This window comes from Proteinivorax tanatarense, from assembly GCF_040267685.1.
Lineage (GTDB): Bacteria > Bacillota > Proteinivoracia > Proteinivoracales > Proteinivoracaceae > Proteinivorax > Proteinivorax tanatarense.
The window spans coordinates 1131038-1154736 of sequence record NZ_CP158367.1; the positions used below are offsets into that span (position 1 = coordinate 1131038).

Genomic DNA, 23699 nt, shown 5'->3' on the forward strand with positions numbered 1-23699 from the left:
GGATTGTAAAGGGGTGGATATGGACATGCTTAAGCGCATATTATTACTAGCTTGTGGCTTACTAGTTTTTTTAGGCTCTGCGCTAGTTATTTCTGAAGCTTTTTTAAATATGGGAATATTAAGCCCATACATTGAAATAACTTTTGCCAGATGGGACGTTGCGGTTCTTTTTACTATACTTGCAATTTTAGGTCTATTTGCTATGGTATTAGCTTTTGCTAGCCAAAAAGAGCCTAGCTCTTTATTGATTGCTTCTGACTATGGAGAAGTGAGGGTGTCGTTACAGACTATAGATAGCCTCGTTCATCAAGGAGCAAAAAAAATAAAAGGAATCAAAGACCTAAAAACTCGAATAATAGTTCGTGATGGCAGTTTGTACATATATGTCAAAGCTGTGCTATATGGTGATCGTAATATTCCTGAACTAACTGAGCAAATGCAACAGACAATATCTGAACATGTTTACTCAATTTCTGGGATAAATGTCGATGAAGTCAAAGTTCTTGTTGAAAATGTAGCCACAGATATCAAGACTAAGGTTAGTTAACCGGTGGAGGGATGATTTTAATGTGGCAAGAATTTAAAGAAATAGCGATAAAAAATAAAGGTAAGTTAACAGGGATTTTAACCGGTTTTATAGTGAGTATTATTTATTTGTGGCTAGGGTTTATAAAAGGAACCTTTGTGGTAATATGTATAGGAGTAGGTTTTTTTATAGGGAAAAGATTTGATGATGATAAAGACTTTATGGAATCCCTAAAAAACTTGTTAAAATCAAAAGATTTTTAAAAAAGCCATTGCCTGTGGCTTTTTTTTTGCCAAAACTAGTTAGGAGGAGTTTAGATTGTCAAGAAGATTAACTAGAGAAAAAGCTTTTCAAACTTTATATCAATTAGACATTACAAAAGATAATGCGGAAAGGGTATTAGACAACCTAGCCACTGATGATACTAAATTAGATATGGATTATTTAGAAAAAGTAGTGTTGGGAGTATTGCAGAACAAAGAAAAAATAGATAGCTATATTCAGAAATATAGCAAAAAGTGGCAAGTGACAAGAATGGCAAAAGTAGATAAAGCTATCCTAAGGTTAGGGGTATATGAAATATTATTATTTGATGATGTTCCTGCAAGTGTGTCAATCAACGAAGCTGTTGAGCTAGGAAAACATTTCGGTGGTGATACCTCACCTGCATTTATAAATGGAATTTTAGATTCGATAAGAAAAGAAGAAGGAAAAAAATAGATGGCTATTTTAGGCATTGATACAAGTAATTATACTACATCAATAGCTGTTGTGGATAGAAAAGGAAAGATCCTATGTGATTTAAGGGAGGTCTTAAAAGTTCCAATAGGTCAAAATGGATTAAGACAATCTGAAGCTTTTTTTCAACATAGTCAAAATTTGCCTAAGTTAATAAATAAATTAAAGCAATTGGATATTATACAACAATTAGAAGCAATAGCGGTTTCAAAATCCCCTAGAAACAGCGAAAAATCATATATGCCAGTCTTTATGGCAGGAACAAATATAGCAGCAATTTTATCAGATGCTATGTCATTGCCTATACATTTCTGTTCACATCAAGAAGGACATATTTACGCTGGGATGTTTCCTAGCAATTTACAGCCGCCATTTATTGCATTACATTTATCTGGAGGAACTACCGATTTGTTAAATGTACAAGCTGAAGATGATTTTAGGTTAAAGATAAATCAGTTGGGCTCTTCAAGTGATTTGCATTGTGGTCAATTTATAGATAGGATAGGGGTTAAACTAGGGTTAACTTTTCCTTGTGGTCAGGCAATGGAAAAAATGGCAATGCAATGTAAAAGTCCCCAAAAAGGGTTAATACCATCAGTGGTGAAAGGTGGAGAGGCTAGCTTTTCTGGTCCTTTAACAAAGGCCACTGGTTTATTAAGCGAAGGCTCAGTTTCAGCTAATGAATTATCATATAATGTTTTCCATACAGTAGCAAAAACTGCAGAAAAAATGATTCGATATGGTGTGGGCCAAACAAACTTAAATAAAGTATTGCTAGTAGGTGGAGTAGCTTCTAATAAGCAGATTAGAGCTTGGCTTAAGCACCGTTTAAGGTTAAAGCTTTATTTTGCAAACGCAGAACTATCGAGAGATAATGGGGTGGGGGTTGCATTAATGGGCTTAAAAGCATTAGAATAAAGGTTGAGGACTAAATATAGTCTCCTCAACCTTTTTTAAAAGGTTTTTAAAAGTTGGTGTCGAAATATTTATTCATGCATAAATTTAAAACTGACGGTTATTTTTAGGAGGTAGTCTGGTGAACACAATAATTTCCAAGGATATTCTTTCACCTTCGATAAAAAGATATGTTATTAAAAATTCTAAAATTGCTGCCAAAGCAGAAGCAGGGCAGTTTATAATTTTAAGAGTACATGAAAAAGGGGAGAGGATTCCGCTAACAATTGCTGATTATGATAGAGAGAAAGGAACCGTTGCTATTGTGTTTCAAGAGGTCGGCAATACCACCCAAAAACTAGGTGAGATGGAAGTTGGCGATAAAATTTTAGATTTTGTCGGACCCTTAGGAGTTCCAACTACTCTCCCCCAAGGCGATAATATTGTGTGTATAGGGGGAGGAATGGGGATAGCACCTATATACCCCGAAGTTAAATCGCTATACAATAAAGGAGTTAAAGTTACTGGAGTTTTAGGGGCAAGAACAAAGGATATTTTATTTTTTTCTAATGAAATGGATAAAATTTGCGATAAACTTTATATTGTCACCGATGACGGTAGTCAGGGTCGAAAAGGTTTCGTAACTGATGTTTTAAGGGATATTATAAAAAACGACAATAAAATCGATGGAGTAATTGCTGTGGGGCCATTGCCGATGATGAAAGCGGTATGTGATATCACTAAAGTTCACAATATTCCTACAATTGTAAGTTTAAATTCCCTCATGGTAGATGGCACGGGAATGTGTGGTGGTTGTAGAGTTACTATAGGTGATGAGGTAAAGTTTGCATGTATTGACGGTCCGTCTTTTGATGGCTTAAAAGTTGACTTTGACGAACAAATGAGAAGGTTAAAGATGTATAAAGAAGAGGAAGAAAAGGTTTTGGGTTGTAAGTGCGGAGGTGAATGTTAGTTGGGTAAAAAAAATCCTATGCCATATCAAGATCCTAAAAAGCGGATAAAAAACTTTGACGAGGTATCTTTAGGCTATGATAAAGACCTAGCGATAAAAGAGGCAAAAAGGTGTTTGCAATGTAAAAAACCTTCATGTGTTAAAGGGTGCCCAGTGGGCATCGATATCCCTAGTTTTATAAAAGAAATATCAAATGATAATTATAAAGGCGCATTAGAAAAGCTAAAAGAGAAAAACTTACTACCTGCAATTTGTGGGAGGGTCTGCCCCCAGGAAGACCAATGTGAAAAGTTATGTATTGTAGGGAAAAAAAATGAACCTATTGCTATTGGTAGGTTAGAACGCTTTGTTGCTGACAATCAAAAGATGACTTCAAAATTAAAGCCTGGTTTAGAGGGTGAAAAGGTAGCAGTTGTGGGCTCTGGTCCAGCAGGATTAGCCTGTGCATCTGAGCTTCTCCAGCGCGGTTACCGAGTTACTATATTTGAGGCGCTTCACAAACCTGGTGGAGTGCTTATGTATGGTATTCCAGAGTTTCGCCTTCCCAAAGATGTTGTGGAGCAAGAAATTAATCAGCTTGTGGATATGGGTGTGGAGCTTCAAACTAATATGGTTATTGGGCAAACAATAACGTTGTTGGAACTGTTAGAAAAAGGTTATAAAGCTGTTTTTATTGGTTCGGGAGCTGGACTTCCATTCTTTTTGAATATTCCAGGTGAAAATTTAAATGGTGTATATTCTGCAAATGAGTTTTTAACTAGAGCAAATTTAATGAAGGCATATTTATATCCAAAATGGGAGACACCTCTTAGAGTTGGTAAAAAAGTTGTAGTTGTAGGGGCCGGTAATGTAGCTATGGATTCTGCAAGAACAGCTATGAGACTAGGTGCAAAGGAAGTGTCAATTGTTTACAGAAGATCTGAGGCAGAGATGCCAGCTAGGAAAGAAGAAATTTTTCATGCTAAAGAAGAGGGAATAGAAATGAATTTGCTTACCAATCCCATCTCAATTGAAGGTGACGCTGAAGGGTGGGTAAATAAAATTAGATGTATTAACATGGAACTTGGAGATCCTGATGAATCAGGTAGGCGTAGGCCTAAACCTGTAAAGGGGTCTGAGTTTACAATTGAAGTGGACACAGTTATAATGGCTATTGGTCAGGGAGCAAATCCTGTAATACCTAGGTCAACAAAGAATCTCAATTTAAATGACAAGGGTAATATTGAAGTGGATAGTGAAACTGGGCAGACTTCTATAGAAGGAGTTTTTGCCGGAGGTGATGTAGTTACTGGTGCCGCTACTGTTATCCAGGCTATGGGTGCTGGGAAACAGTGCGCAGAAAGTATAGATAAATACATCAAAAATAACTAGGAGGGGAATCATGGTTGCATCTAAGAAAATTTTAGACGGGAAAAAGTTAGCTAAAAAAATTCGTGGAGATGTTAAAAATGAGATTATGGAGATTAAAGAAAAGAAGGGGATAGTCCCAGGACTTTCGGTGATAATTGTAGGAGATGATCCTGCTTCAAGCACATATGTAGCAAAGAAAGAAAAAGCTGCAGAAAAGCTAGGTATTAATTCAAAAATATATCGCTTGCCGGAAAGTACTACAGAAAGCCATTTACTCTCTATAATTCAGCGTTTAAACAGTGAGGATTCTGTGGATGGAATCTTAGTTCAACTGCCTTTGCCAGATCATATAAGTAAAGAAAAAATTATAAGTGCAATAAGTCCGGAAAAAGATGTAGACGGATTTCATACTACTAACGCTGGAAAAATGTTTCAGAATAAATCAACCTTATTGCCTTGCACTCCATATGGGGTTATAAAACTTTTAGAAAGTAAGAATATAAGTTTAGAGGGTAAACATGTTGTGATAGTAGGTGCAAGTGATATAGTGGGCAAACCAATGGCTATGTTAGCACTAAATCGTATGGCAACTATTACTATCTGTCATATAGCAACTCAGGACCTAGCATATCATACACGGCAAGCAGATGTGCTAATTGTAGCAGTGGGAAAGGTCAACCTAATTACTGCAGATATGGTTAAAGAAGGGGCAATAGTAGTAGATGTTGGAATAAATAGGTCAGAAGACAGGTTGGTAGGAGATGTTGACTTTGAAGATGTAGGTAAAAAAGCTGAACTTATTTCTCCTGTGCCTGGGGGAGTTGGACCTATGACTATAGCTATGCTTATGCACAACACTCTTATGGCGATGAAGGAAAGGAGAGGTTAAGTTTTGAGTTTAAAACCTATTAGCGTATCAGAATTAACAGACATAGTACAGCAAACTATAGTTAATCAACCACTGTTAAGAGATGTTTATGTAGAAGGAGAAATATCAAACTTTAACCATCATATTAGTTCGGGTCACTATTACTTTTCCTTGAAAGACCAAGAAAGTTTAGTGCCTGCTGTAATGTTTCGTTACGCTAATAGAAGTATTAATTTTAGGCCAGAAAATGGTCAAAGAGTGCTGGCGCGGGGTAAAATAGATGTGTATAAAAGAAGTGGCAAATATCAGATGTATGTCCAGCATATGGAAAAATACGGTGCTGGCAATTTGCATTTAGAGTTTGAGAAATTAAAAAAGAATTTAGAAAAGGAAGGGCTCTTTGCTATAGAACGGAAAAGGTCTATCCCTTTATATCCTCAAAAGGTTGGGGTGATAACTGGAGAAGGTTCAGCAGCACAAGAAGATATTATAAAGACCCTAACTAATAGAATGCCTTCAACAGAAGTAGTAGTTTGCCCTTGTTTAGTTCAGGGACAAAATGCAAAATTCCAGATTGTACAAGCCTTAAAAAAAATGGATCAAGAAGTAGATGTTGATACAATAATTCTTGCACGAGGTGGAGGAAGTATTGAGGATTTATGGGCTTTTAATGAAGAGGTTGTTGCGAGGGCAATTTATTCATGCTCTAAACCTATTATAACAGGGGTTGGTCATGAAATTGATTTTACTATAGCTGATTTTGTGGCGGATTTTCGGGCGGTCACTCCTACTGCAGCAGCTCAGAAGGCAGTTTGTTCTAGTGAAGAGCTTGAAGATGACTTAAGTTATTTGAAGCGAAGGCTAGATTCAATAGTAATAAATGTTCTGGAAAAAAAATTAGAGAAAATCAATCAAATCAAGCAAAGAAATATATTGAAACGACCTATAACTATGTTAGATCAGTACTATCAAAATGTTGATATTGTATCTAGACAAATAAGTCAAGAACTTAAATATCTAATTGAAAAGAAAGAAGATAGCACTGAAAATTTGGCAAATAGATTAGAATCTTTGTCACCTAAAAATGTATTTGCTAGAGGTTACTCTGTTATGAAAAAACAGCAAGATTTAGTTAAATCAGTTGATATGGTTAAAGTTGGTGATGAAGTTAGTGTGGAACTAAAAGATGGCAAGTTGAAATGCAATGTAAATGAGGTGATCCCTAGTGAAAAAATTTGAGCAGGCATATTCAGAACTTGAAAAAATTGTGAATAGCTTAGAGGATGGCAACTTAGACTTAGAAGAAGCGTTAGAAAAATACGAACAAGGAATAGAACTATTGAAAGTATGCCAAAGCAAAATTAAGGGCGCGGAGCAAAAAATAAAAAAAATACAGCTAGAGCAATGCAAGGGGGAAGAATAATGGAATTAAAAGAAGTTTTAAATAAATATAAGCAATTAATTGATGAGAATATTGCTAGCTATATTCCTGCCGAATGTCCTACAAAACTTAAAGAATCCATGACATATTCGTTGGAGGCAGGTGGCAAAAGAATAAGGCCAGCGCTATTATTAATGGTTAGCGACCATTATAAGGTGAGTCGAAAAATTTCGCTGCCGGTAGCATGTGCTATCGAATATGTACACACGTATTCTTTAATTCATGATGATTTACCGGCTATGGATGATGACGATTACAGGAGGGGGAAACCAACTAACCATAAAGCTTTTGGAGAGGGCATAGCAATTTTAGCAGGAGATGGCATCTTAAATATTGCGTTTGAAATCTTAGGGAATTTAGAAGGCGTTGACTCCAAATTAAAGGTGAGGTTAATTAAAGAGCTGTCATCAAGTTCTGGGGTTTCTGGAATGATAAAAGGACAGGTACATGATTTAGAGGGAGAAGGCACTAATCTTAATGGAGCTCAACTTGAAGATATTCATAAATATAAGACAGGAAAATTGTTAACCGCTCCTTTAAAAATGGCAGCCTATCTTTCTAACTTAGATGATAAAGCTGTAAATGCTCTAGCTGACTATGGTTATCACTTTGGGATGGCTTTTCAAATTACTGATGATATTTTGGATGTATGCGGGGACTTTGATAGTTTAGGTAAGTCAGTGGGAAGTGACGAGAAGATGGATAAGTCAACGTATGTTTCTCTTTATGGTTTAGAAAAAGCAAAGGAAATGGCCAACAGTCATATACAGAAAGGTGTAAATGAACTTAGTATTAACAACATTTCTGTACCGTATTTACCTGAGTTGTTAACTTATCTTCTAGACCGAAAAGCGTAGGAGGACTTTTTGTGGAACTATTTCAAAATAAATATTTTTTAATACCAGTTTTAGCATGGGCCGTAGCACAAGCTATAAAGGTAATATTAGAAATATTATTAACTAAAAAAATGGATTTGAATAGATTTGTAGGAGCAGGGGGGATGCCTAGTTCTCATTCAGCTTTTGTCATGTCATTGACTACTGTATTGGCAATAGATTTTGGCTGGGATTCTCCTATTGTTGCACTATCTTTAGCATTTGCTTTGGTTATTATGTATGATGCTGCAGGGGTACGGAGAGCGGCAGGAAAACAAGCAAAGATATTAAACAAAATAATTGATGAAATGCAACAAGGGAATACTCTTTCCGATGAAAAAGAAAGACTAAAGGAACTTTTAGGGCATACACCTATTGAAGTTTTAGCGGGTGCTTTACTGGGGCTGATAATCCCATATTTGTTTTAGTTTGATTATTAACTAAAAAAGTGTTAATATATAATAACAAGTGCATATATGGTGGTACAGTATTCTAGTCAAAGCACGTTATCCAAAGGCGGGCCTAAAAATCCGTTAAGGGCACATCGATGAAGTTTCTGGTGTTGGCTGCCGACGCCCCGTTGGGGGCTGATGCTGGAAGTTAAGGATATAGGGGCGATCTACAAGGGCATGTAGGCGTTGACCCCTTTTCCGTGGAGACCTAAAGTGCGTGGTGTTGTGTAAATTATGGGAACACATCAACTACGTCTTAGGAAAGAACCTGTATGCGGTTTCGTCCCGAAAACAGGGGCTGTGTACAGTGTAGCCTGCCTTGAGTGAAGCTGGTGGGATAGTTTTAGAAAAGCTTTTCAAAGTAGGCCTACTTTGAAAAGCTTTTACTTGAAACCAGTGTTGCAAAAGAGGCTAGGATAACGTTTAGCTTTGTTGAGGAAAACTCCTAGACTGTTCTTTATAGAGACAATTAAGGGATTAAAGTGCGGACTAAGTGGTAATCTAGCCCTGTTTTTGGTGACAAAACAGAAAAAGCTTTAATGGGAAACCTCCTTTTTCGGTGACGAGAGGTAGCTTTTTGGGAAAACCTGCTAGACCTAAGCCGCAGCATTTACCTTAGTTGTTACCACCATATATAAAACCTACATAATTTGGGAGTGGAAAATGGTTAAAAATAACCTATGGATAGTTAAACTTTGTTTTTGGACATTTATATTGGCGGTAATTATTTCAATTATTTCCCAGGTGATTTTAGGGAAAGTTGGATTGGTTACGGCTTTTTTGTTGTTATTTAGTATAGTTTTTTTAGGAGTTCTTTTCGATACCATAGGAGTGGCTACTACAGCTGCAAAAACTCCTCCGCTAGCGGCTAAATCAGCAAAAAAAGTAAAAGGAGCTAAACAAGCATTAAGGTTGGTTAAAAATGCAGAGCAAGTTGCAACGTTTTTCAACGATGTAGTTGGCGATATTAGTGGAATTATCAGTGGGGGCGCAGCGACTGTGGTGGTCTTTATACTTGTTAATGGTGGAGAAACTCAGGTTGTTAATGTTATATTAACTTCAATAGTTGCTGCTGTTACTGTAGGGGGAAAAGGTATTGGAAAAACACTGGCGATACATAACTCTACTGAAATTTTGATGTATGTTGGAAAAGTGATATACTATATTGAAAAGATATTTCGGGTAGAGTTTTTTACTAGTAAAAAAAATGAAAAAGGGAAGTGATAACTGTGGGTATAATACTTGATTCAATTAATAGTCCAGAAGATGTAAAAAAATTGCCAAAGCATAAATTGTCTACGCTAACAGAAGAAATACGAGAATTTATAATAGATACAACTTCTAAAACAGGGGGACACTTAGCCCCTAACTTAGGAGTTGTTGAGTTAACTATAGCGTTACATAGAGTTTTTAAAACTCCAGCTGATAAATTTGTATGGGATGTGGGGCATCAAAGTTATATACATAAATTGTTGACAGGAAGACGGGATAGTTTTGATACATTAAGACAGTTAGATGGATTAAGTGGCTTTCCAAAAGTAACAGAAAGCGATCACGACCATTTTAACACAGGACATAGTAGCACTTCTATTTCGGCTGCTTTAGGTATGGCTCTTTCCCGGGACATAAAAAAAGAAAGAAATAAGGTAGTAGCTGTAATCGGTGATGGAGCATTGACAGGTGGGATGGCTTTTGAGGCCTTAAATCATTGCGGTCATAAACAGAACACAGATTTAACAGTTGTTTTAAATGATAATGAGATGTCAATAGGAGAAAATGTGGGAGGTTTGTCCTCTTACTTGAGTAGGGTGCGTACCGACCCTAAATATACAAAGACAAAAGAGGATATAGAATTTATTTTAAAGAAAGTACCTGCTATTGGAGGACCTTTGTTTAGATCTTTAGACAGGGTTAAAGATAGCTTAAAATACATGTTAGTGGCTGGGTTGTTGTTTGAAGAGTTAGGGTTCACCTATTTAGGACCTATTGATGGACACGATTTTAATAAGTTGGAAGAAGTTTTAAAACAAGCTAAAAAAACTTCTGGCCCAGTACTGGTGCACGTAATTACTAAAAAAGGCAAGGGTTTTTCACCTGCAGAAAAAACCCCTGATAAGTTTCATGGAGTATCTCCTTTTGATAAAACCACAGGCATTCCTTTGGCAAAAAAGAAAAAAACTTTTACTGATGGATTTAGTGAAGCCTTGTGTGACTTAGCTAAGTTAGATGAGAAGATAGTTGCTATTTCTGCTGCTATGACTAGCGGAACAGGACTATCTAAGTTCGCAACTAAGTATCCTCAGCGTTTTTTTGATGTGGGAATAGCAGAGCAGCATGCAGTAACAATGGCAGCAGGGCTAGCAGCTGATGGATTAAAACCAGTTTTTGCTGTTTACTCAACGTTTTTACAAAGGGGATATGATCAAGTTCTTCATGACGTTTGTTTGCAAAACTTACCAGTAGTTTTTGCTATTGATCGAGCAGGAATAGTTGGAGCTGACGGTGAAACCCATCAAGGGATATATGATATTTCATTTTTAAGTCACATACCAAATCTAAAAATAATAGCACCCAAAGATGAAAAAGAGCTTAAAGACAGTTTATTTACTGCTTTTGAATTAAAGTGCCCTGTAGCGATACGCTACCCTAAAGATACTCTTCCAGTTACTGATAAAAAAGAAAATAAATACAACAAACTACCTTTAGGGAAAGGTAATGCATTGACTACTGGGGATGATATAATAATAATATCGTCTGGTGCAACAACAAATAATTGTTTAAAAGCAGCTGAAATGCTTAAAAACAAAGAGATTTATGCCACGGTACTGCACTTGCCTTTCATAAAACCGTTAGATGATGATATTTTATGTAAATATATAAAAGAAAATTCAAAGGTGTTAATAGTAGAAGAGCATACAGCAATAGGTGGGTTGACAAGCTTAATCGCAGCTTTGCTAGCTTCAAAGAACATAAAGGCGAATGTAAATTCAATTGCCCTACCTGATGAGTTTATTCCCCAAGGAAGTAGGAGTGAGATTATAGAAAGGTACGGTCTTGGGTGTGATGATATCTACGATAGTGCCAAAAAAATAGTGATAAAGGAAAATAGTTATGAAAACAAAAAAAAGGTTGGATCAATTACTAGTTGAAAGAAAGCTTTTTGACAGTAGAGAAAAAGCTAAAAGAGCGATTATGGCTGGTGTGGTTTATAGTGCTCAAAAATGCTTGGACAAGCCGGGAATTAATGTTAATTCAGATATATCAATTACCGTTAAAGGTACAGATAACCCCTATGTTAGTAGAGGGGGGCTAAAACTTCACAAAGCTATTAACGTATTCGATATAAGCTTTAGAGATAAAATAGTTGTAGATGTTGGAGCCTCGACAGGAGGTTTTACAGATTGTGCTATTAAACATGGAGCGAAGCTAGTATATTCTATAGATGTAGGGTATGGGCAGTTGGCTTGGTCTTTAAGAAATGACTCTAGAGTTATAAATATGGAAAGAACAAATTTTAGACACGTCGAAAAAAAACAGTTTAATCCCAAACCAGAGCTTGCTATTATAGACGCCTCATTTATTTCTCTTAAGCTTTTACTACCTAAAGTTAAAGAAATTTTGTGTAGCAATGGTCAGGTTATGGCGTTAATAAAACCACAGTTTGAGGCAGGCAGAGATAGGGTAGGTAAAAAAGGTGTTGTGAGAGATAGACAAGTTCATATTGATGTTATTGATGAAATTGTTTGTTTTTGCGAAGAAACTGGGCTGTACCCAACAGATATTGATTTTTCCCCTATTAAAGGTCCTGAAGGTAACATAGAATATTTGCTATTATGCAGAAACTCTTATTCTAACTATAAGATAGCTAAAAATGATATAAACCAACTTGTGAATAAAGCTCATTCAAAGATATAAAGCTGCCATGAATTTGGTGGTTTTATATCTTTTTTTAAAAAGTAATTATGAAGTAAAAAAGGAAAAGGATAAAAAAGGGAGAAGTATATAGTATTAAAAATGTCATTTTTTTGGGGTGGGCAATAAATGATGACTAAAAGTGACTTAGCGATGTTGTCTTTTATAATCTTAGCTATTTTGATTTTGCTTGTTAAAAATAAAGTCAAGGAATATAAGTTTAAGATAGTACCTGCTAATAAGGCCCCCAATAATTTGGTGAGACTGTTAGAGGAGAAAGGGTATAAATATTTAGGGTATTGTGGAGCAAAGAAAATTAGTTTTTATAAGGGGAATACAAAAACAGAAGAGTCTATAAAATCCTTACCTGTAGTTAAAAGAGAGGGTAAATACTTTCTAGTTGAGTCAATGCCTAAAAATAGAACCCTATCATTAAAAGATAGCTTTATTAAAGCTAAAATACTAAAAGCAATAACATGTTATAATGACATAGATGGTATAATTTTTGTAGAAACTAAGAATAAATATGTTAAAGAATGTACTGTCGATATAGCAGCAAAAACTAAAAATTACTTACTTAGATTAGTTTTGCTAGTTTTATTTTTAGCTGTCGGCTTTCTAATAGCTCATCTACTTTTGTGAAAGAGAGGCATAGAATGAAAAACATTGCGATTTTTTTAAATACTAGTAAAGAAAAAAGTCAAGAAGTATCATCTCTTATGGTGGCAAGTTTGCTATCTAGGGGGTATCAAGTTTACTCATGTAAAGAAACTCCTATCATAGAAACCAAAACATTTCCTCGTGGGAAATTGCCTAAAAATATAGAGTTAATATTAGTGTTGGGGGGAGACGGAACATTTTTAAGTATAGCACGTCAATATGCAACAACTAAAATTCCAATGTTAGGTGTTAATATAGGAAATCTAGGTTTTTTAACAGAAGTTGAGGTAAAAGATTTAGAAGAAACTATTTATAAGATTGACAGTGGTAAATATAAAATAGAGAATAGAGATATGGTCTTTGCCCGCGTTTATAGAGATGGAAAAGTAATAGAAACTACAAGAGCTCTGAATGAGATAACTATTGCAAAGGGGCCATTAGCCAGGATAATTCAATGTCATACATATGTTGATGATGTTTTTTTAGATACATACTCGGGTGATGGAGTTATTGTTAGCACTCCAACGGGATCGACAGGATATTCCTTATCGGCAGGGGGACCGATAATTGCACCCAATGTATCATCTATGGTGATTTCACCTATATGTCCTCATTCACTTCATGCTAGGAGTGTTGTGGTTAGCAATAAATCGAATGTTAAAGTTAGGCTTAAAGACTTAAACCAAGAAGTTATGCTAACGGTGGATGGTCAACAATCTATCAAACTGCAAGGACATGATACAGTAGTAATCGGTCTTAGTAAATATGTAATTCCAGTTGTAAAGATACACGGTAAAAATTTCTTTGATATATTACGCTTAAAGTTAAATAGAGGTAGTAGAAACTAATTGGGAGGAGGGGAATCAGATGGTAAATAAGCTGATTATCCATAACTTTGCATTAATCGAAAAGTTAGAGTTGGATTTTGGTATGGGGTTAAATATATTATCGGGAGAGACAGGGGCTGGAAAATCTATTGTTATAGGGGCAATTGGTTTACTTTTAGGAGGAAGAGCCTCTTCAGATTCAATTAGAGCTGGAGCGAAAAAAAGTACAATAACAGGCCTTTTTTCCATAAATAAACAACTTGAAACAGATGTTAATGAATTTTATGGAATAGAAGTCGAGGATGGCCAACTTATTATTGAAAGAGAAATTTATCAACAAGGCAAAAGCTTAGTTCGTGTTAATGGGAAGTTGATTACTGTAGGAATGCTCAAAAGTTTAACGGCAAAAATTGTAGATTTACATGGACAACATCAACACCACACCTTGTTAGATCCTTCTAAACATATTGAAATTTTAGATTTATTTGGGGATTCAAGGTTTGCAAGTGACCAAAACTCATATCAACACTATTATAGGTTAAGAAAAAAGGTAAAAAAAGATTTAAACCAGCTTTACAGCAATATTGATAACAGGGACAGGCAAATAGACTTATATAATTATGAAATAAATGAGATTGAAACATCTAACTTATATATAGGTGAAGATGATCAACTGGAAAAGGACCGGGACAAGCTACATAATGCTCAGAAACTTTTAGATGGTGCCCAAGATGCTTATAATGAAATTTATTCAGGTGTTAATTCAACACCAATAACGGAAACTTTAGGTAAAGTAGTGGATAACTTAAAAACTCTGTCAGAAAAAGATAAGTCACTGTTATCCATGGCTGAAGTTATAGAAGACTCTCTGTTTAATTTAGAAGATGCTGCTAGAGAACTTTTGGATTATAGCGAGGGGCTAGATATGGAACCTCAATCATTAACAAAAGTTGAAGATAGAATAGAAGAAATAAATAGGCTAAAAAGGAAATACGGAAACAGCATTGAGGATATACTAAAGTATAAAGAAAGCAAGGAGAAAGAGCTTAAAGCACTGATAGATAGTGAAGAAATATTTAATAAGCTTAGCATAGAACTAGATAAAATTGAAAAAAAGCTTTTTGAAATAGGAACTAAAATTACAAAAAAAAGAAAAGTTATAGCAAAAAAGATTGCTTCAGAAGTAAAGAAGAACCTCCAAGATATGGATATGAAAAATATTGAATTTATAGTTGACTTTAATTGTAAAGTTGGTGATGCAGATTATATCGAAAAAGATGGTGAAACGATATATTTACATGAAAAAGGTTTTGATGCTGTAGAGTTTTTGATTTCACCTAACCCAGGTGAACCTCTAAAACCTCTTGCCAAAATTGCTTCTGGTGGTGAAATGTCAAGGATAATGTTGGCGATAAAAAACATTTTAGCTGATAAAGAAAAAATTTCTACTTTAATTTTTGATGAAGTTGACACCGGAGTAGGAGGAAGGACAGCACAAAAGGTTGCTGAAAAACTATACTCCTTAAGTATAAATAGACAAGTCATCTGCGTTAGTCATTTACCACAAGTTTGCGCTATGGCTGATACTCACTTTAAAATCGAAAAAAATCAGCAGAAAGGTCGAACATATACTGACATTTTCAAGTTAGATGACACAAAAAAAATAAAAGAGATTGCACGAATGATAAGTGGAACTGAAATGACTCAAGGAACTATTAACAATGCTAGAGAAATTTTGTCACTGGCCGATTGTTTTAAAAGACAATATAGTTAACTTTTTAGGTATAATTAAAATCTTAAAGATTTTAATTATACCTTTTTTTTATTGACTTTTATACCAAATAAAAACACGACATTATGTTAACCTAACGGCATAAAAAGAAAAGCAAAAGGACAATTTAAAAATACAAGTTTATTTAAAAGGAGGTGCTAGTTTGTGTAAATTTGGTCGAAAAAAAGCGTTGGGTGGTCTTTTAGCCTTGATGATAACTATAATGGCTTTTAGCTCTCCAATGCGGACATATTATAGCATTCCAAATGATTTAAGGCTATTTACAGGTCAAGAGCATTACCTTGATTTCGGATTACCTATGGGGGTAAGCGTAAAAGGTGAGGCTTCAGACCTTTATATAAATGGAGAACCTGTTTCTCCAGACTCTTTGTCTTTAGATACGTCAGAAACATTAGCTATTTTGCCTAGTGAAAGTGGTTCTTATGAGTTGAGCTTTAATTTATTAGGCTTGATTCCTTTAAGGAAAGTAAATGTTGAGGTTGTACCTCCAGTAGAAGTAATTCCTGGTGGGGAGTCAATTGGAGTAAAAGTTAGTGACGAAGGAGTTGTTGTAGTAGGTACTGACAAAGTGTATTCTGATAGGGGTTCAATAAAACCTGCTAAGGAGGCTGGAATCCAGCCAGGAGATGTCATTTTAAAAATAAATGAGCAAAAAGTAAACAACATTTCAGAAGCATCGGCAGCTATTAAAAAATCAGCTGGTGAGAAAATTTTATTTACTGTAAGAAGGGAAGATGAAATTTTTGATGCTAAGGTTTCACCTGAAAAGTGTAAAGAAACTAACAGTTATAGAATAGGGCTTTTTATAAAAGATACAACTGCAGGAGTGGGGACACTTACCTTTATTGATCCTAAGACTAAAGCCTATGGGGCGCTAGGACATATAATCATGGATAGAAACAACAACCCTTTAGACTTAGAATATGGTAGTGTTGTTGAAGCCAATATTACAGGCTTAATACAGAGTAAAGCAGGTAATCCAGGTGAAAAAAGGGGGATGTTTAAAGGTTCCGACACCTTTCACGGCAATATTAATACCAACTCCCATTTTGGTATTTTTGGCAAATTAGATGAAATGGGTAATATACAAAGTAAAGAAACAGTAGAAATTGGTCTAAAGCATCAGGTGCAAACAGGTCCAGCTCAAATTATGACCGTAGTAGAAGGAGATAAGGTTGAAACCTTTGATGTAGAAATCGACAAAATAATCAACCAAAGTTCACCGCAAACTAAGGGTATGGTAATTAAAATTACTGATGAAAGGCTACTTGATAAAACAGGTGGAATAATACAGGGGATGAGTGGCAGTCCCATCATCCAAGATGAAAAGTTGGTTGGAGCTGTTACCCATGTTTTTGTAAACGAGCCATCTAAAGGGTATGGGTGTTTTATTGAATGGATGATATTAGAGTCGGATATGTTAAACTAAGGAAGAATGATAATTCCTTAGTTTTATTTTATTCATTTATTAAACATATTAATCAAATATAACAGAGATTAAAATTAATAAATCTTTTTGTCGAATAACCTACTATTATGTTAGATAATGAAAGAAAAATTGTAAAGATAAAACCCCTTAATAACAATGTTTATAGCAGTTATACTTTTAAATCTAAAATATAAACAAAAAATTTAAAAAAAAACAAAAATAAAAAGGAAATATTAACATGATGTCGAAATGGGTTAATGGGAATAATTTCATTAGAGGGGGAAGACAAATGATAAAAGTATTAATTGTAGATGATAATGAGGAATTTTGTGATTTATTGTCAGAATTTTTTGCTCAGGTTGAAGATATTGAAGTGGTGGGCACAGTACATAATGGCATGGAGGCTTTAGATGTTCTACCTAAGCTCAAGCCTGATGTTATGGTTTTAGATATTATAATGCCACACCTTGATGGTTTAGGAGTTTTAGAAAAAATCAATAATGGATCTGATTTGAGAGAAAATTTGAGCATTATTATGTTAACTGCTTTTGGTCAAGAAAAAATAACTAAAGAAGCACTTGAACTAGGAGCTGACTATTATGTACTAAAGCCGTTTGACATGGGTGTGTTAGTAGAGCGTATTCGGGTACTGCACCATAAAAATACATATGGTGAAAGTCAGTCATCAAATAATAGTGGAGACTTTTTAAACAATGAACCTCTTAAAGAGGAAAGGGATTTAGAGGAGATAATAACTACTATCCTTTTAGAGATGGGAGTTCCTTCTCATATTAAAGGGTATGCTTTTCTAAAAGAGGCGATAAATTTAGTTATAGAAGACCCAAGTATGATAAATTCTATTACCAAAGTGTTATACCCTACTGTTGCTGAAAGGTTTGATACCACTCCGTCTAGAGTAGAAAGAGCTATAAGGCATGCTATAGAATCTGCTTGGAATGGTAGAAATAATATTCAAATAGTAAATAAACTTTTTAAATATTCTATCAGAAGTGACAAAGGGAAGCCTACTAATTCTGAGTTTATTGCTAGGATTTCAGATAATATTAGGATAAGTGAAAAGAAGAGAGTGGCTTTATAAGTAAAATTAACTAATTTATTTTTAAAGATGATTTCTGCATAGCAGAAGTCATCTTTTTTGGAGTGCCAGTATGTGAATTGATTTGGTGGAGCAAGTTGCTGTAGGAACAAAACATTAATTTACCACGAAACGTCGAAGCTTGTTTATTCTGCTGGGACTAAAATTTGGATTTGAAATTAGATGTGAAGCTGGGCCTGTAAGGATTTCATGATTCAAGGTTATAAAGTGCTTTAATTTTAATTCTAGAATATTAAAGCAACTACAAAACAGTTGTTTTTAAGAATATTACTCACCTAAGCATTTAGATAACTGTAGCTACTTGGCTATAGGTACTTAAAGCGTTGTCTTGCTATTTTATTCGTGGGCAATTGTCATTTAGATTTATTTCAAGCTATAATCTGTAAATTTAATCTAATGGAAACAAATTACATAAAAGGCTGTTTGTGAGTAGGAGGGGGAATTTTTAAAAGTTTCCGCTCCTACTCAATTTTTTAAAACAGCATTTTAATACATCAAAATAATTAGCAAGGGTGATTATAGCAAGCATAAGTTTTTTTTGTATAAAGTCCTGTAGAATAAGCATAATATCACTTATATGAAAAAAATTCCAATGGGGTGTATTAATGGAAATATATGGGACTATTAAAAAGGGGAAAAGAACAAAGGACCTAATACCAGATTTAGAGCCAGGGGATATTGCATTAATAGATCATAAGGACATTGATGAGATAGCAGCAACTGGTCTTGTGGATAAAAAAGTAAAAGGAGTTATAAACATCAATAAGTCTGTTTCTGGTTTTTATCCTAATAGAGGGCCAGAAGTTTTGGTTGATAAAGGCATAATGCTATGGGACCAAGCTCCTAAAAAACTATGGGACAAGGTTAGATATGGACAAAAAGTAAAGATATTAGATGATGAAGTAATGGGTACAAATGTAAAATTGAGCAAGTCTCTCAGTAAAATTGATTTACGTGAAAAGCTTAATGAAGCGGAAAGAAATTTTGATAAAGTATTAGATTCATTTATAGAAAATACTTTAGACTATGCCAAAAAAGAGAAAAAATTAGTTACTGGAAGACTATCCGTACCTTCAATTAAGACAAAAATTGAGGGAAGACCAGTAGTTGTTGTAGTGCGTGGCAAAAATTATAAAGAAGATTTAGCAGCGATGGAAAACTATATCAATGAAGTGAAACCAGTTTTGATTGCTGTTGATGGTGGTGCAGATGCTCTTATAGGTCATAAGTTTAAGCCTCATGTAATTATAGGTGATATGGACAGTGTTTCTGATAAGGGTCTATTAATGGCTGATGAGATCATCGCCCATGGTTTCCCAGATGGTAGAGTTCCAGCCTCACATAGGTTACAAAAGTTAGGAGTAAACTACAAAACAATATTTGCACCAGGTACCAGTGAAGATATTGCCTTACTTCTTGCTTATCAGCAAAAAGCTGAATTGCTAATTGCTGTGGGCACACATTCTAATATGATAGATTTTCTTGAAAAAGGAAGAAGAGGAATGGCTAGCACTTTTTTAGTTAGATTAAAGGTGGGCCCTAAACTTGTAGATGCAAAAGGTGTTAGCTCTTTATACAATAGACCTGTAAAAGCTAGGAGTATTATAGGTTTGATAGCTGCGTTAGTGTTGCCTTTTTTTGTGCTTATTTTGTATTCATCTACAATGCAGCAAATAATTAGGTTGTTCTTAATGAGGTTTAGGTACACATTTTTTTAGAAAGGAGATTTATATGCCTAGCTTTAAATTTCATATAGTTACAGTTATTTCGATTTTTGTTGCTTTAGCACTTGGAATAATGGTTGGTTCAACCCTAAGTGATGGTATTATTTCAAATAGCCAGATGAATACAATAGATTTGATGCAATCTAGGATTACATTGTTAGAGGAAAAAAATAAGGGACTAGAAACAGATATCCAAGAAATGAAGTTAGCAAAAACCAATCTAAAAGCAAGAGAAAGGGATTATTTTTATAAAACCTTAGAACAAAAGGATTATTCCATGCCTATAACTTTGGTTTATTTTGATGAGCAGGATTTATTGACCCAATGGAACTATTATTTGGAAAATATTAATTTAAGTATAAATGAAATAGCTATAAATCCAGACATGGAGGAGGAGGTGTACAAACAAAAGCTCAGTCAAAATTTAGATGTTGAAGTAGACACTCTTTATACTATATTAGGGAAACAAACTGCAACAGGTATAAAAAGACAAGAGTTTAGCTATCTAACAACGCTGAAAGAACTAAATTTAGCCACTTTTACTGGAGAGGAGCCACCAGGAAGTAGAGAGACATATGTTTTTTTCTTTCAAGGGGATCATTATGATAATTCACTAGCAGAGCTAGCAAATACTTTTGTTGAAGAAGGTTTAAGCGTAATTATTGCTTTAGATGAAGAAGTGGAAGATGATTTTGTGGAAAGCCTAAATTATTCTGCAATTATCGTAGAGAATATAAACCAAAGTACAGGATTATTAGAAGTTCTAAAATCTATTAATTAGGAAGTTAGGGGTAGGTAACATGGTTACTGTATTAGTACCAGCTTATAATGAACAAAATAATATAAAGCAAACAATAATTGGGTTAAAAAGTATATCTGAAGTTAAAAAGATTTGTGTAATTGATGATGGTTCAAAAGATAGTACCTATGACCAAGCAAAAATGGCATCTCCTGATGTGTTAATTTCAAACTCTAAAAATCTAGGTAAAGGCAGTGCTCTTAACAGGCTAATTAAGTATGTCAGTGAAAGTGAACTTGTAGCTTTGGCTGATGGAGATCTAGGGAATAGCTCTAGAGAACTAAAAAAGTTAATTGTACCAGTAAAAAGTGGAAAGTGTGAGATGGCTATTGCATCATTCCCATCGGGAGCAAAAAAAGGAGGTTTAGGCATAACTCAACAGGTTGCTAGAAAAGGCCTTAAGTTAACAACAGGTATGTCACTTTTATTTCCTCTTTCTGGACAGCGTGTTATGACACATAACGTTTTTAGCCTTAGTACTCCTTTTGCGAAAGGGTTTGGCGTAGAAATGGCATTGAATAAAACTGCTGCTAAAAATGAGTTTATTGTTTTAGAAGTAGAGACTAATATGACTCACAACTATACTAAAAATGATTTTAAAGGTTACCTTCACAGGGGAAGGCAGTGTTGTAGCATTATACGACAACTTGTTCGTTGATTTCGGATAAAGTTAATGTATTATAAACTCTTTTAGAGGAGGAAAATCTATGGAGGTTATAAAACTAATACTAGGTTTTGTAGTGTGCATATTATTGGCACAACCTGTATTAGAATTTAATTATAATTTTCAAACTAAAATAACTAACTATAAAAACAAGACCTTAAGTGTTGCTTTGGGTATGCTTCTGATCCTGACATTTTTTATAGTTTTTTTTATTGAAAGTATTTTTTTTGCCGGCATAAACGTCGAAATACTGTTTGTATTTACCACTGTTTTTTTATTAGGCTACATAGATGATGTGAGTAATGATAATCACAATAAGGGGCTAAAAGGGCATATAAGAGCTATATCAAAAGGCGAGCTGACATCTGGCTTTATAAAAGCCGCTGGAGTACCGTTAACATTACTTTTATATATGGGTTTTAGTATATTTAATATAATAGAAGTATTTTTTTTGTCCTTAGTAGTAAATTTATTCAATTTTTTTGATTTAAGGCCAGGTAGGTGTCAAAAGGTTTTTATCTTACTTTTTTTGCCCTTGACACTGCTTGTTGACTCCTCATATAACTATTTAATTTTAGGAGCTGTGATAGTGACACTATATCTTGATCTAGCAGAAATGGCAGTTTTAGGTGATGGAGGAGCAAATCTTTTAGGAGCAGTAATGGCAATAAATGTAATAAAATTGCCAACTGACATAAGAATTGGTTTATATTTTTCAGTGTTAATATTAACCATAGTAGGAGAAAAGTATTCATACACAAATATTATAGAAAAATCAAAGATTCTAACTTTTATTGATGAGATAGGAAGAATTAATTAGGCCTTACTAAAAATACCTCAATAACTGCAAACAGCCAGTGTTGTTTGCTTTTTTTTATTATGATAAAATTTACGTACAAGGTTTTTTCGAAAAGAGGAGGTTGTTTCCTTGTCATATAAAAATATTATGGGGCCTAATGAGATATTGGGGATTTTAGATAGCATAAAAGATGCTATAATGGCTATTGATTTAACGGGTAAAATCATCCTAATGAATAAAGGAGCGGAGAAAATAGTAGAGGTTGAAGCAAATAAAGCAATAGGTAAACATGTTACAGAGGTTGTTCCTACTTCAAAGCTAACTAGAGTAATTCGTGAGGGAAAAGGTGAGCTTAACAAAAGGCAAATAATTGGTAATAGTACTATATTAACTAATAGGATGCCAGTTTATAACCAACAAGGTAACTTAGTTGGAGCAGTTGCTGTTTTTAGAGATATCACTGAAGTTATAGAGTTAGCTGAACAAGCAACAAACTTAAAGGAAATACAAATAATGCTTGAAGCTATAATTAATGCTACTGAAGATGCTATATCTGTTGTTGATAAAAATGGAAAAGGTATGGTAATTAACCCCGCCTATAAAAAGCTTACTGGATATACTGAAAAAGATATAATAGGAAAGCCTGCTACGGTGGATATAAGTCAGGGAGAAAGCGTTCATTTAAAAGTTTTAAAAACTAAAAAACCTATTAAAGGTGTTAAACTCAAAGTTGGTCCTAAAGAAAAAGAGGTTTTAGTTGATGCGGCACCAGTTATTGTAAACGATGAGTTAAAAGGAAGTGTCGCAGTTATTCACGATATTTCTGAAATAAAAAGACTAAATTATGAATTAGACAAAGCGAAAAGAATTATAAGAAAGTTAGAAGCTAAATATACCTTTGATGATATAATAGCTCAAGAAACTAATATGAAAATGGCTATAGCTCAGGCAGAAAATGCTGCTGTAACCCCGGCTACTGTTTTGCTAAGGGGAGAAAGTGGTACTGGCAAGGAGATATTTGCTCATGCAATCCATAATGCTTCAAATCGAAGATTTAATCAATTTATAAGAGTGAATTGCGCTGCTTTACCAGAAAGTCTCTTGGAAAGCGAACTTTTTGGATATGTGGAAGGAGCTTTCACTGGAGCTAAAAGAGGAGGCAAAAAGGGGATTTTTGCTCAGGCTAATGGAGGTACTATCTTTTTAGACGAGATTGGGGAAATTAGCTTAAATATACAAGCCAAGCTTTTGCGTGTGTTGCAGGAACGTGAGATTGTTCCTGTTGGAGAATCAAAATCACAAAATGTAGACGTTAGAATTATCGCTGCAACAAATGTTAATCTTGAGGAAGCAATTAAGAAGGGGACATTTAGAGAAGATCTCTATTACAGAATAAGTGTAGTCCCTATTTTTATTCCACCTTTGCGAGAACGTATTAACGATATAGAACCACTAAGTAAACATATTTTAAAAAAATTTAATCAAGATTATGGACGGAACATAGAAGGAATTTCCAAAGATGCAATAAATGTTTTATCAGATTACAGATTTCGAGGGAATGTGCGAGAATTAGAAAATATAATTGGCAGAGCAATTATTAATATGGATTTTTCTGAAAGGGTTTTAGATGAGAAGCACTTACCTCAGCTAGAAGCTGCTAACCCCACTTCATATGAAAAATTTAATAAAGTGAAAAATGTACTACCTTTAGATGAGGTTGTTGGTGGTATAGAAAAAGATTATATATCTAAAATATTGAAAAGGAATAATAACAATAAAACACAGACTGCAAAAGAACTTAAAGTCTCCATAAGAACACTGTACAATAAGCTAGACAAATACAACCTGCAATAAATTGC

The 23699-nt window shown here is 34.5% G+C and carries 24 protein-coding genes; all 24 read left to right on the forward strand.

Annotated elements, in window-relative coordinates:
• The first annotated feature begins 25 nt into the window (after window positions 1-25).
• The 24 genes from amaP (at window position 26) to PRVXT_RS05615 (ending at window position 23694) form a co-directional block, all read left to right on the forward strand.
• Window positions 26-547 (forward strand): alkaline shock response membrane anchor protein AmaP, encoded by a 522-nt coding sequence (amaP, locus tag PRVXT_RS05500; protein ID WP_350344665.1) that lies wholly within the window; start codon window positions 26-28, stop codon window positions 545-547.
• Between the two features lie 20 nt (window positions 548-567).
• Window positions 568-789 (forward strand): DUF2273 domain-containing protein, encoded by a 222-nt coding sequence (locus tag PRVXT_RS05505; protein WP_350344666.1) that lies wholly within the window; start codon window positions 568-570, stop codon window positions 787-789.
• Between the two features lie 55 nt (window positions 790-844).
• A complete protein-coding gene (nusB, locus tag PRVXT_RS05510) occupies window positions 845-1246 on the forward strand; it encodes a transcription antitermination factor NusB (protein WP_350344667.1) in 402 nt (133 codons plus the stop codon).
• Window positions 1247-2182 (forward strand): O-sialoglycoprotein endopeptidase, encoded by a 936-nt coding sequence (locus PRVXT_RS05515; protein ID WP_350344668.1) that lies wholly within the window; start codon window positions 1247-1249, stop codon window positions 2180-2182. It abuts the gene before it with no gap.
• A 118-nt stretch (window positions 2183-2300) separates the two neighbouring features.
• On the forward strand, window positions 2301-3131 hold the full coding sequence (locus tag PRVXT_RS05520) for a sulfide/dihydroorotate dehydrogenase-like FAD/NAD-binding protein (RefSeq protein ID WP_350344669.1): 831 nt from the start codon (window positions 2301-2303) through the stop codon (window positions 3129-3131).
• Between the two features lie 18 nt (window positions 3132-3149).
• Window positions 3150-4502: an NADPH-dependent glutamate synthase gene (gltA, locus tag PRVXT_RS05525; protein WP_350345117.1), complete on the forward strand. Its 1353-nt coding sequence runs from the start codon at window positions 3150-3152 to the stop codon at window positions 4500-4502.
• Between the two features lie 10 nt (window positions 4503-4512).
• On the forward strand, window positions 4513-5370 hold the full coding sequence (folD, locus tag PRVXT_RS05530) for a bifunctional methylenetetrahydrofolate dehydrogenase/methenyltetrahydrofolate cyclohydrolase FolD (RefSeq protein WP_350344670.1): 858 nt from the start codon (window positions 4513-4515) through the stop codon (window positions 5368-5370).
• Window positions 5371-5373: 3 nt separating this feature from the next.
• Window positions 5374-6588: an exodeoxyribonuclease VII large subunit gene (gene xseA, locus PRVXT_RS05535; RefSeq protein ID WP_350344671.1), complete on the forward strand. Its 1215-nt coding sequence runs from the start codon at window positions 5374-5376 to the stop codon at window positions 6586-6588.
• Complete coding sequence (gene xseB, locus PRVXT_RS05540) at window positions 6575-6772, forward strand: exodeoxyribonuclease VII small subunit (protein WP_350344672.1); 198 nt, start codon at window positions 6575-6577, stop codon at window positions 6770-6772. The genes xseA and xseB overlap by 14 nt, the downstream gene beginning before the upstream one ends.
• Window positions 6772-7647 (forward strand): polyprenyl synthetase family protein, encoded by an 876-nt coding sequence (locus PRVXT_RS05545; protein WP_350344673.1) that lies wholly within the window; start codon window positions 6772-6774, stop codon window positions 7645-7647. Before xseB ends, PRVXT_RS05545 begins: the two co-directional genes overlap by 1 nt.
• 11 nt (window positions 7648-7658) lie before the next feature.
• A complete protein-coding gene (locus PRVXT_RS05550; RefSeq protein WP_350344674.1) occupies window positions 7659-8093 on the forward strand; it encodes a divergent PAP2 family protein in 435 nt (144 codons plus the stop codon).
• 687 nt (window positions 8094-8780) lie between these two features.
• Entirely contained in the window at window positions 8781-9341 is a 561-nt protein-coding gene (locus PRVXT_RS05555; RefSeq protein ID WP_350344675.1) for a hypothetical protein, read from the forward strand.
• Between the two features lie 5 nt (window positions 9342-9346).
• Window positions 9347-11266: a 1-deoxy-D-xylulose-5-phosphate synthase gene (gene dxs, locus PRVXT_RS05560; RefSeq protein ID WP_350344676.1), complete on the forward strand. Its 1920-nt coding sequence runs from the start codon at window positions 9347-9349 to the stop codon at window positions 11264-11266.
• Window positions 11229-12032 carry a TlyA family RNA methyltransferase gene (locus PRVXT_RS05565; protein WP_350344677.1) on the forward strand — a complete coding sequence of 268 codons (804 nt, stop codon included), beginning with the start codon at window positions 11229-11231 and terminating at the stop codon, window positions 12030-12032. The genes dxs and PRVXT_RS05565 overlap by 38 nt, the downstream gene beginning before the upstream one ends.
• Before the next feature lie 126 nt (window positions 12033-12158).
• Window positions 12159-12671, forward strand: coding sequence for a hypothetical protein (locus tag PRVXT_RS05570; protein ID WP_350344678.1), 513 nt, complete (start codon window positions 12159-12161; stop codon window positions 12669-12671).
• A 14-nt stretch (window positions 12672-12685) separates the two neighbouring features.
• A complete protein-coding gene (locus PRVXT_RS05575) occupies window positions 12686-13537 on the forward strand; it encodes an NAD(+)/NADH kinase (protein WP_350344679.1) in 852 nt (283 codons plus the stop codon).
• Window positions 13538-13556: 19 nt separating this feature from the next.
• Window positions 13557-15290, forward strand: a complete 1734-nt coding sequence (recN, locus tag PRVXT_RS05580; RefSeq protein ID WP_350344680.1) for a DNA repair protein RecN — start codon at window positions 13557-13559, stop codon at window positions 15288-15290.
• A gap of 160 nt (window positions 15291-15450) precedes the next feature.
• On the forward strand, window positions 15451-16737 hold the full coding sequence (spoIVB, locus tag PRVXT_RS05585; protein ID WP_350344681.1) for a SpoIVB peptidase: 1287 nt from the start codon (window positions 15451-15453) through the stop codon (window positions 16735-16737).
• A gap of 289 nt (window positions 16738-17026) precedes the next feature.
• Entirely contained in the window at window positions 17027-17836 is an 810-nt protein-coding gene (gene spo0A, locus PRVXT_RS05590; protein WP_350344682.1) for a sporulation transcription factor Spo0A, read from the forward strand.
• A 623-nt stretch (window positions 17837-18459) separates the two neighbouring features.
• Window positions 18460-19572 carry a putative cytokinetic ring protein SteA gene (steA, locus tag PRVXT_RS05595; RefSeq protein ID WP_350344683.1) on the forward strand — a complete coding sequence of 371 codons (1113 nt, stop codon included), beginning with the start codon at window positions 18460-18462 and terminating at the stop codon, window positions 19570-19572.
• Between the two features lie 13 nt (window positions 19573-19585).
• Window positions 19586-20359, forward strand: coding sequence for a copper transporter (locus PRVXT_RS05600; protein ID WP_350344684.1), 774 nt, complete (start codon window positions 19586-19588; stop codon window positions 20357-20359).
• Between the two features lie 19 nt (window positions 20360-20378).
• Window positions 20379-21035 (forward strand): glycosyltransferase family 2 protein, encoded by a 657-nt coding sequence (locus PRVXT_RS05605; RefSeq protein ID WP_350344685.1) that lies wholly within the window; start codon window positions 20379-20381, stop codon window positions 21033-21035.
• Window positions 21036-21084: 49 nt separating this feature from the next.
• A complete protein-coding gene (locus PRVXT_RS05610; protein WP_350344686.1) occupies window positions 21085-21861 on the forward strand; it encodes a hypothetical protein in 777 nt (258 codons plus the stop codon).
• Between the two features lie 108 nt (window positions 21862-21969).
• Window positions 21970-23694: a sigma-54-dependent Fis family transcriptional regulator gene (locus PRVXT_RS05615; protein ID WP_350344687.1), complete on the forward strand. Its 1725-nt coding sequence runs from the start codon at window positions 21970-21972 to the stop codon at window positions 23692-23694.
• Window positions 23695-23699 lie beyond the last annotated feature (5 nt).

Bases quoted from the DNA above. Each gene is read 5' to 3' on its own strand.
- amaP (WP_350344665.1), top strand. From the start codon at position 26: ATGCTTAAGCGCATATTATTACTAGCTTGTGGCTTACTAGTTTTTTTA.
- PRVXT_RS05505 (WP_350344666.1), top strand. From the start codon at position 568: ATGTGGCAAGAATTTAAAGAAATAGCGATAAAAAATAAAGGTAAGTTA.
- PRVXT_RS05515 (WP_350344668.1), top strand. From the start codon at position 1,247: ATGGCTATTTTAGGCATTGATACAAGTAATTATACTACATCAATAGCT.
- gltA (WP_350345117.1), top strand. From the start codon at position 3,150: ATGCCATATCAAGATCCTAAAAAGCGGATAAAAAACTTTGACGAGGTA.
- folD (WP_350344670.1), top strand. From the start codon at position 4,513: ATGGTTGCATCTAAGAAAATTTTAGACGGGAAAAAGTTAGCTAAAAAA.
- PRVXT_RS05545 (WP_350344673.1), top strand. From the start codon at position 6,772: ATGGAATTAAAAGAAGTTTTAAATAAATATAAGCAATTAATTGATGAG.
- PRVXT_RS05555 (WP_350344675.1), top strand. From the start codon at position 8,781: ATGGTTAAAAATAACCTATGGATAGTTAAACTTTGTTTTTGGACATTT.
- PRVXT_RS05565 (WP_350344677.1), top strand. From the start codon at position 11,229: ATGAAAACAAAAAAAAGGTTGGATCAATTACTAGTTGAAAGAAAGCTT.
- PRVXT_RS05570 (WP_350344678.1), top strand. From the start codon at position 12,159: ATGATGACTAAAAGTGACTTAGCGATGTTGTCTTTTATAATCTTAGCT.
- PRVXT_RS05575 (WP_350344679.1), top strand. From the start codon at position 12,686: ATGAAAAACATTGCGATTTTTTTAAATACTAGTAAAGAAAAAAGTCAA.
- recN (WP_350344680.1), top strand. From the start codon at position 13,557: ATGGTAAATAAGCTGATTATCCATAACTTTGCATTAATCGAAAAGTTA.
- spo0A (WP_350344682.1), top strand. From the start codon at position 17,027: ATGATAAAAGTATTAATTGTAGATGATAATGAGGAATTTTGTGATTTA.
- steA (WP_350344683.1), top strand. From the start codon at position 18,460: ATGGAAATATATGGGACTATTAAAAAGGGGAAAAGAACAAAGGACCTA.
- PRVXT_RS05600 (WP_350344684.1), top strand. From the start codon at position 19,586: ATGCCTAGCTTTAAATTTCATATAGTTACAGTTATTTCGATTTTTGTT.
- PRVXT_RS05605 (WP_350344685.1), top strand. From the start codon at position 20,379: ATGGTTACTGTATTAGTACCAGCTTATAATGAACAAAATAATATAAAG.
- PRVXT_RS05610 (WP_350344686.1), top strand. From the start codon at position 21,085: ATGGAGGTTATAAAACTAATACTAGGTTTTGTAGTGTGCATATTATTG.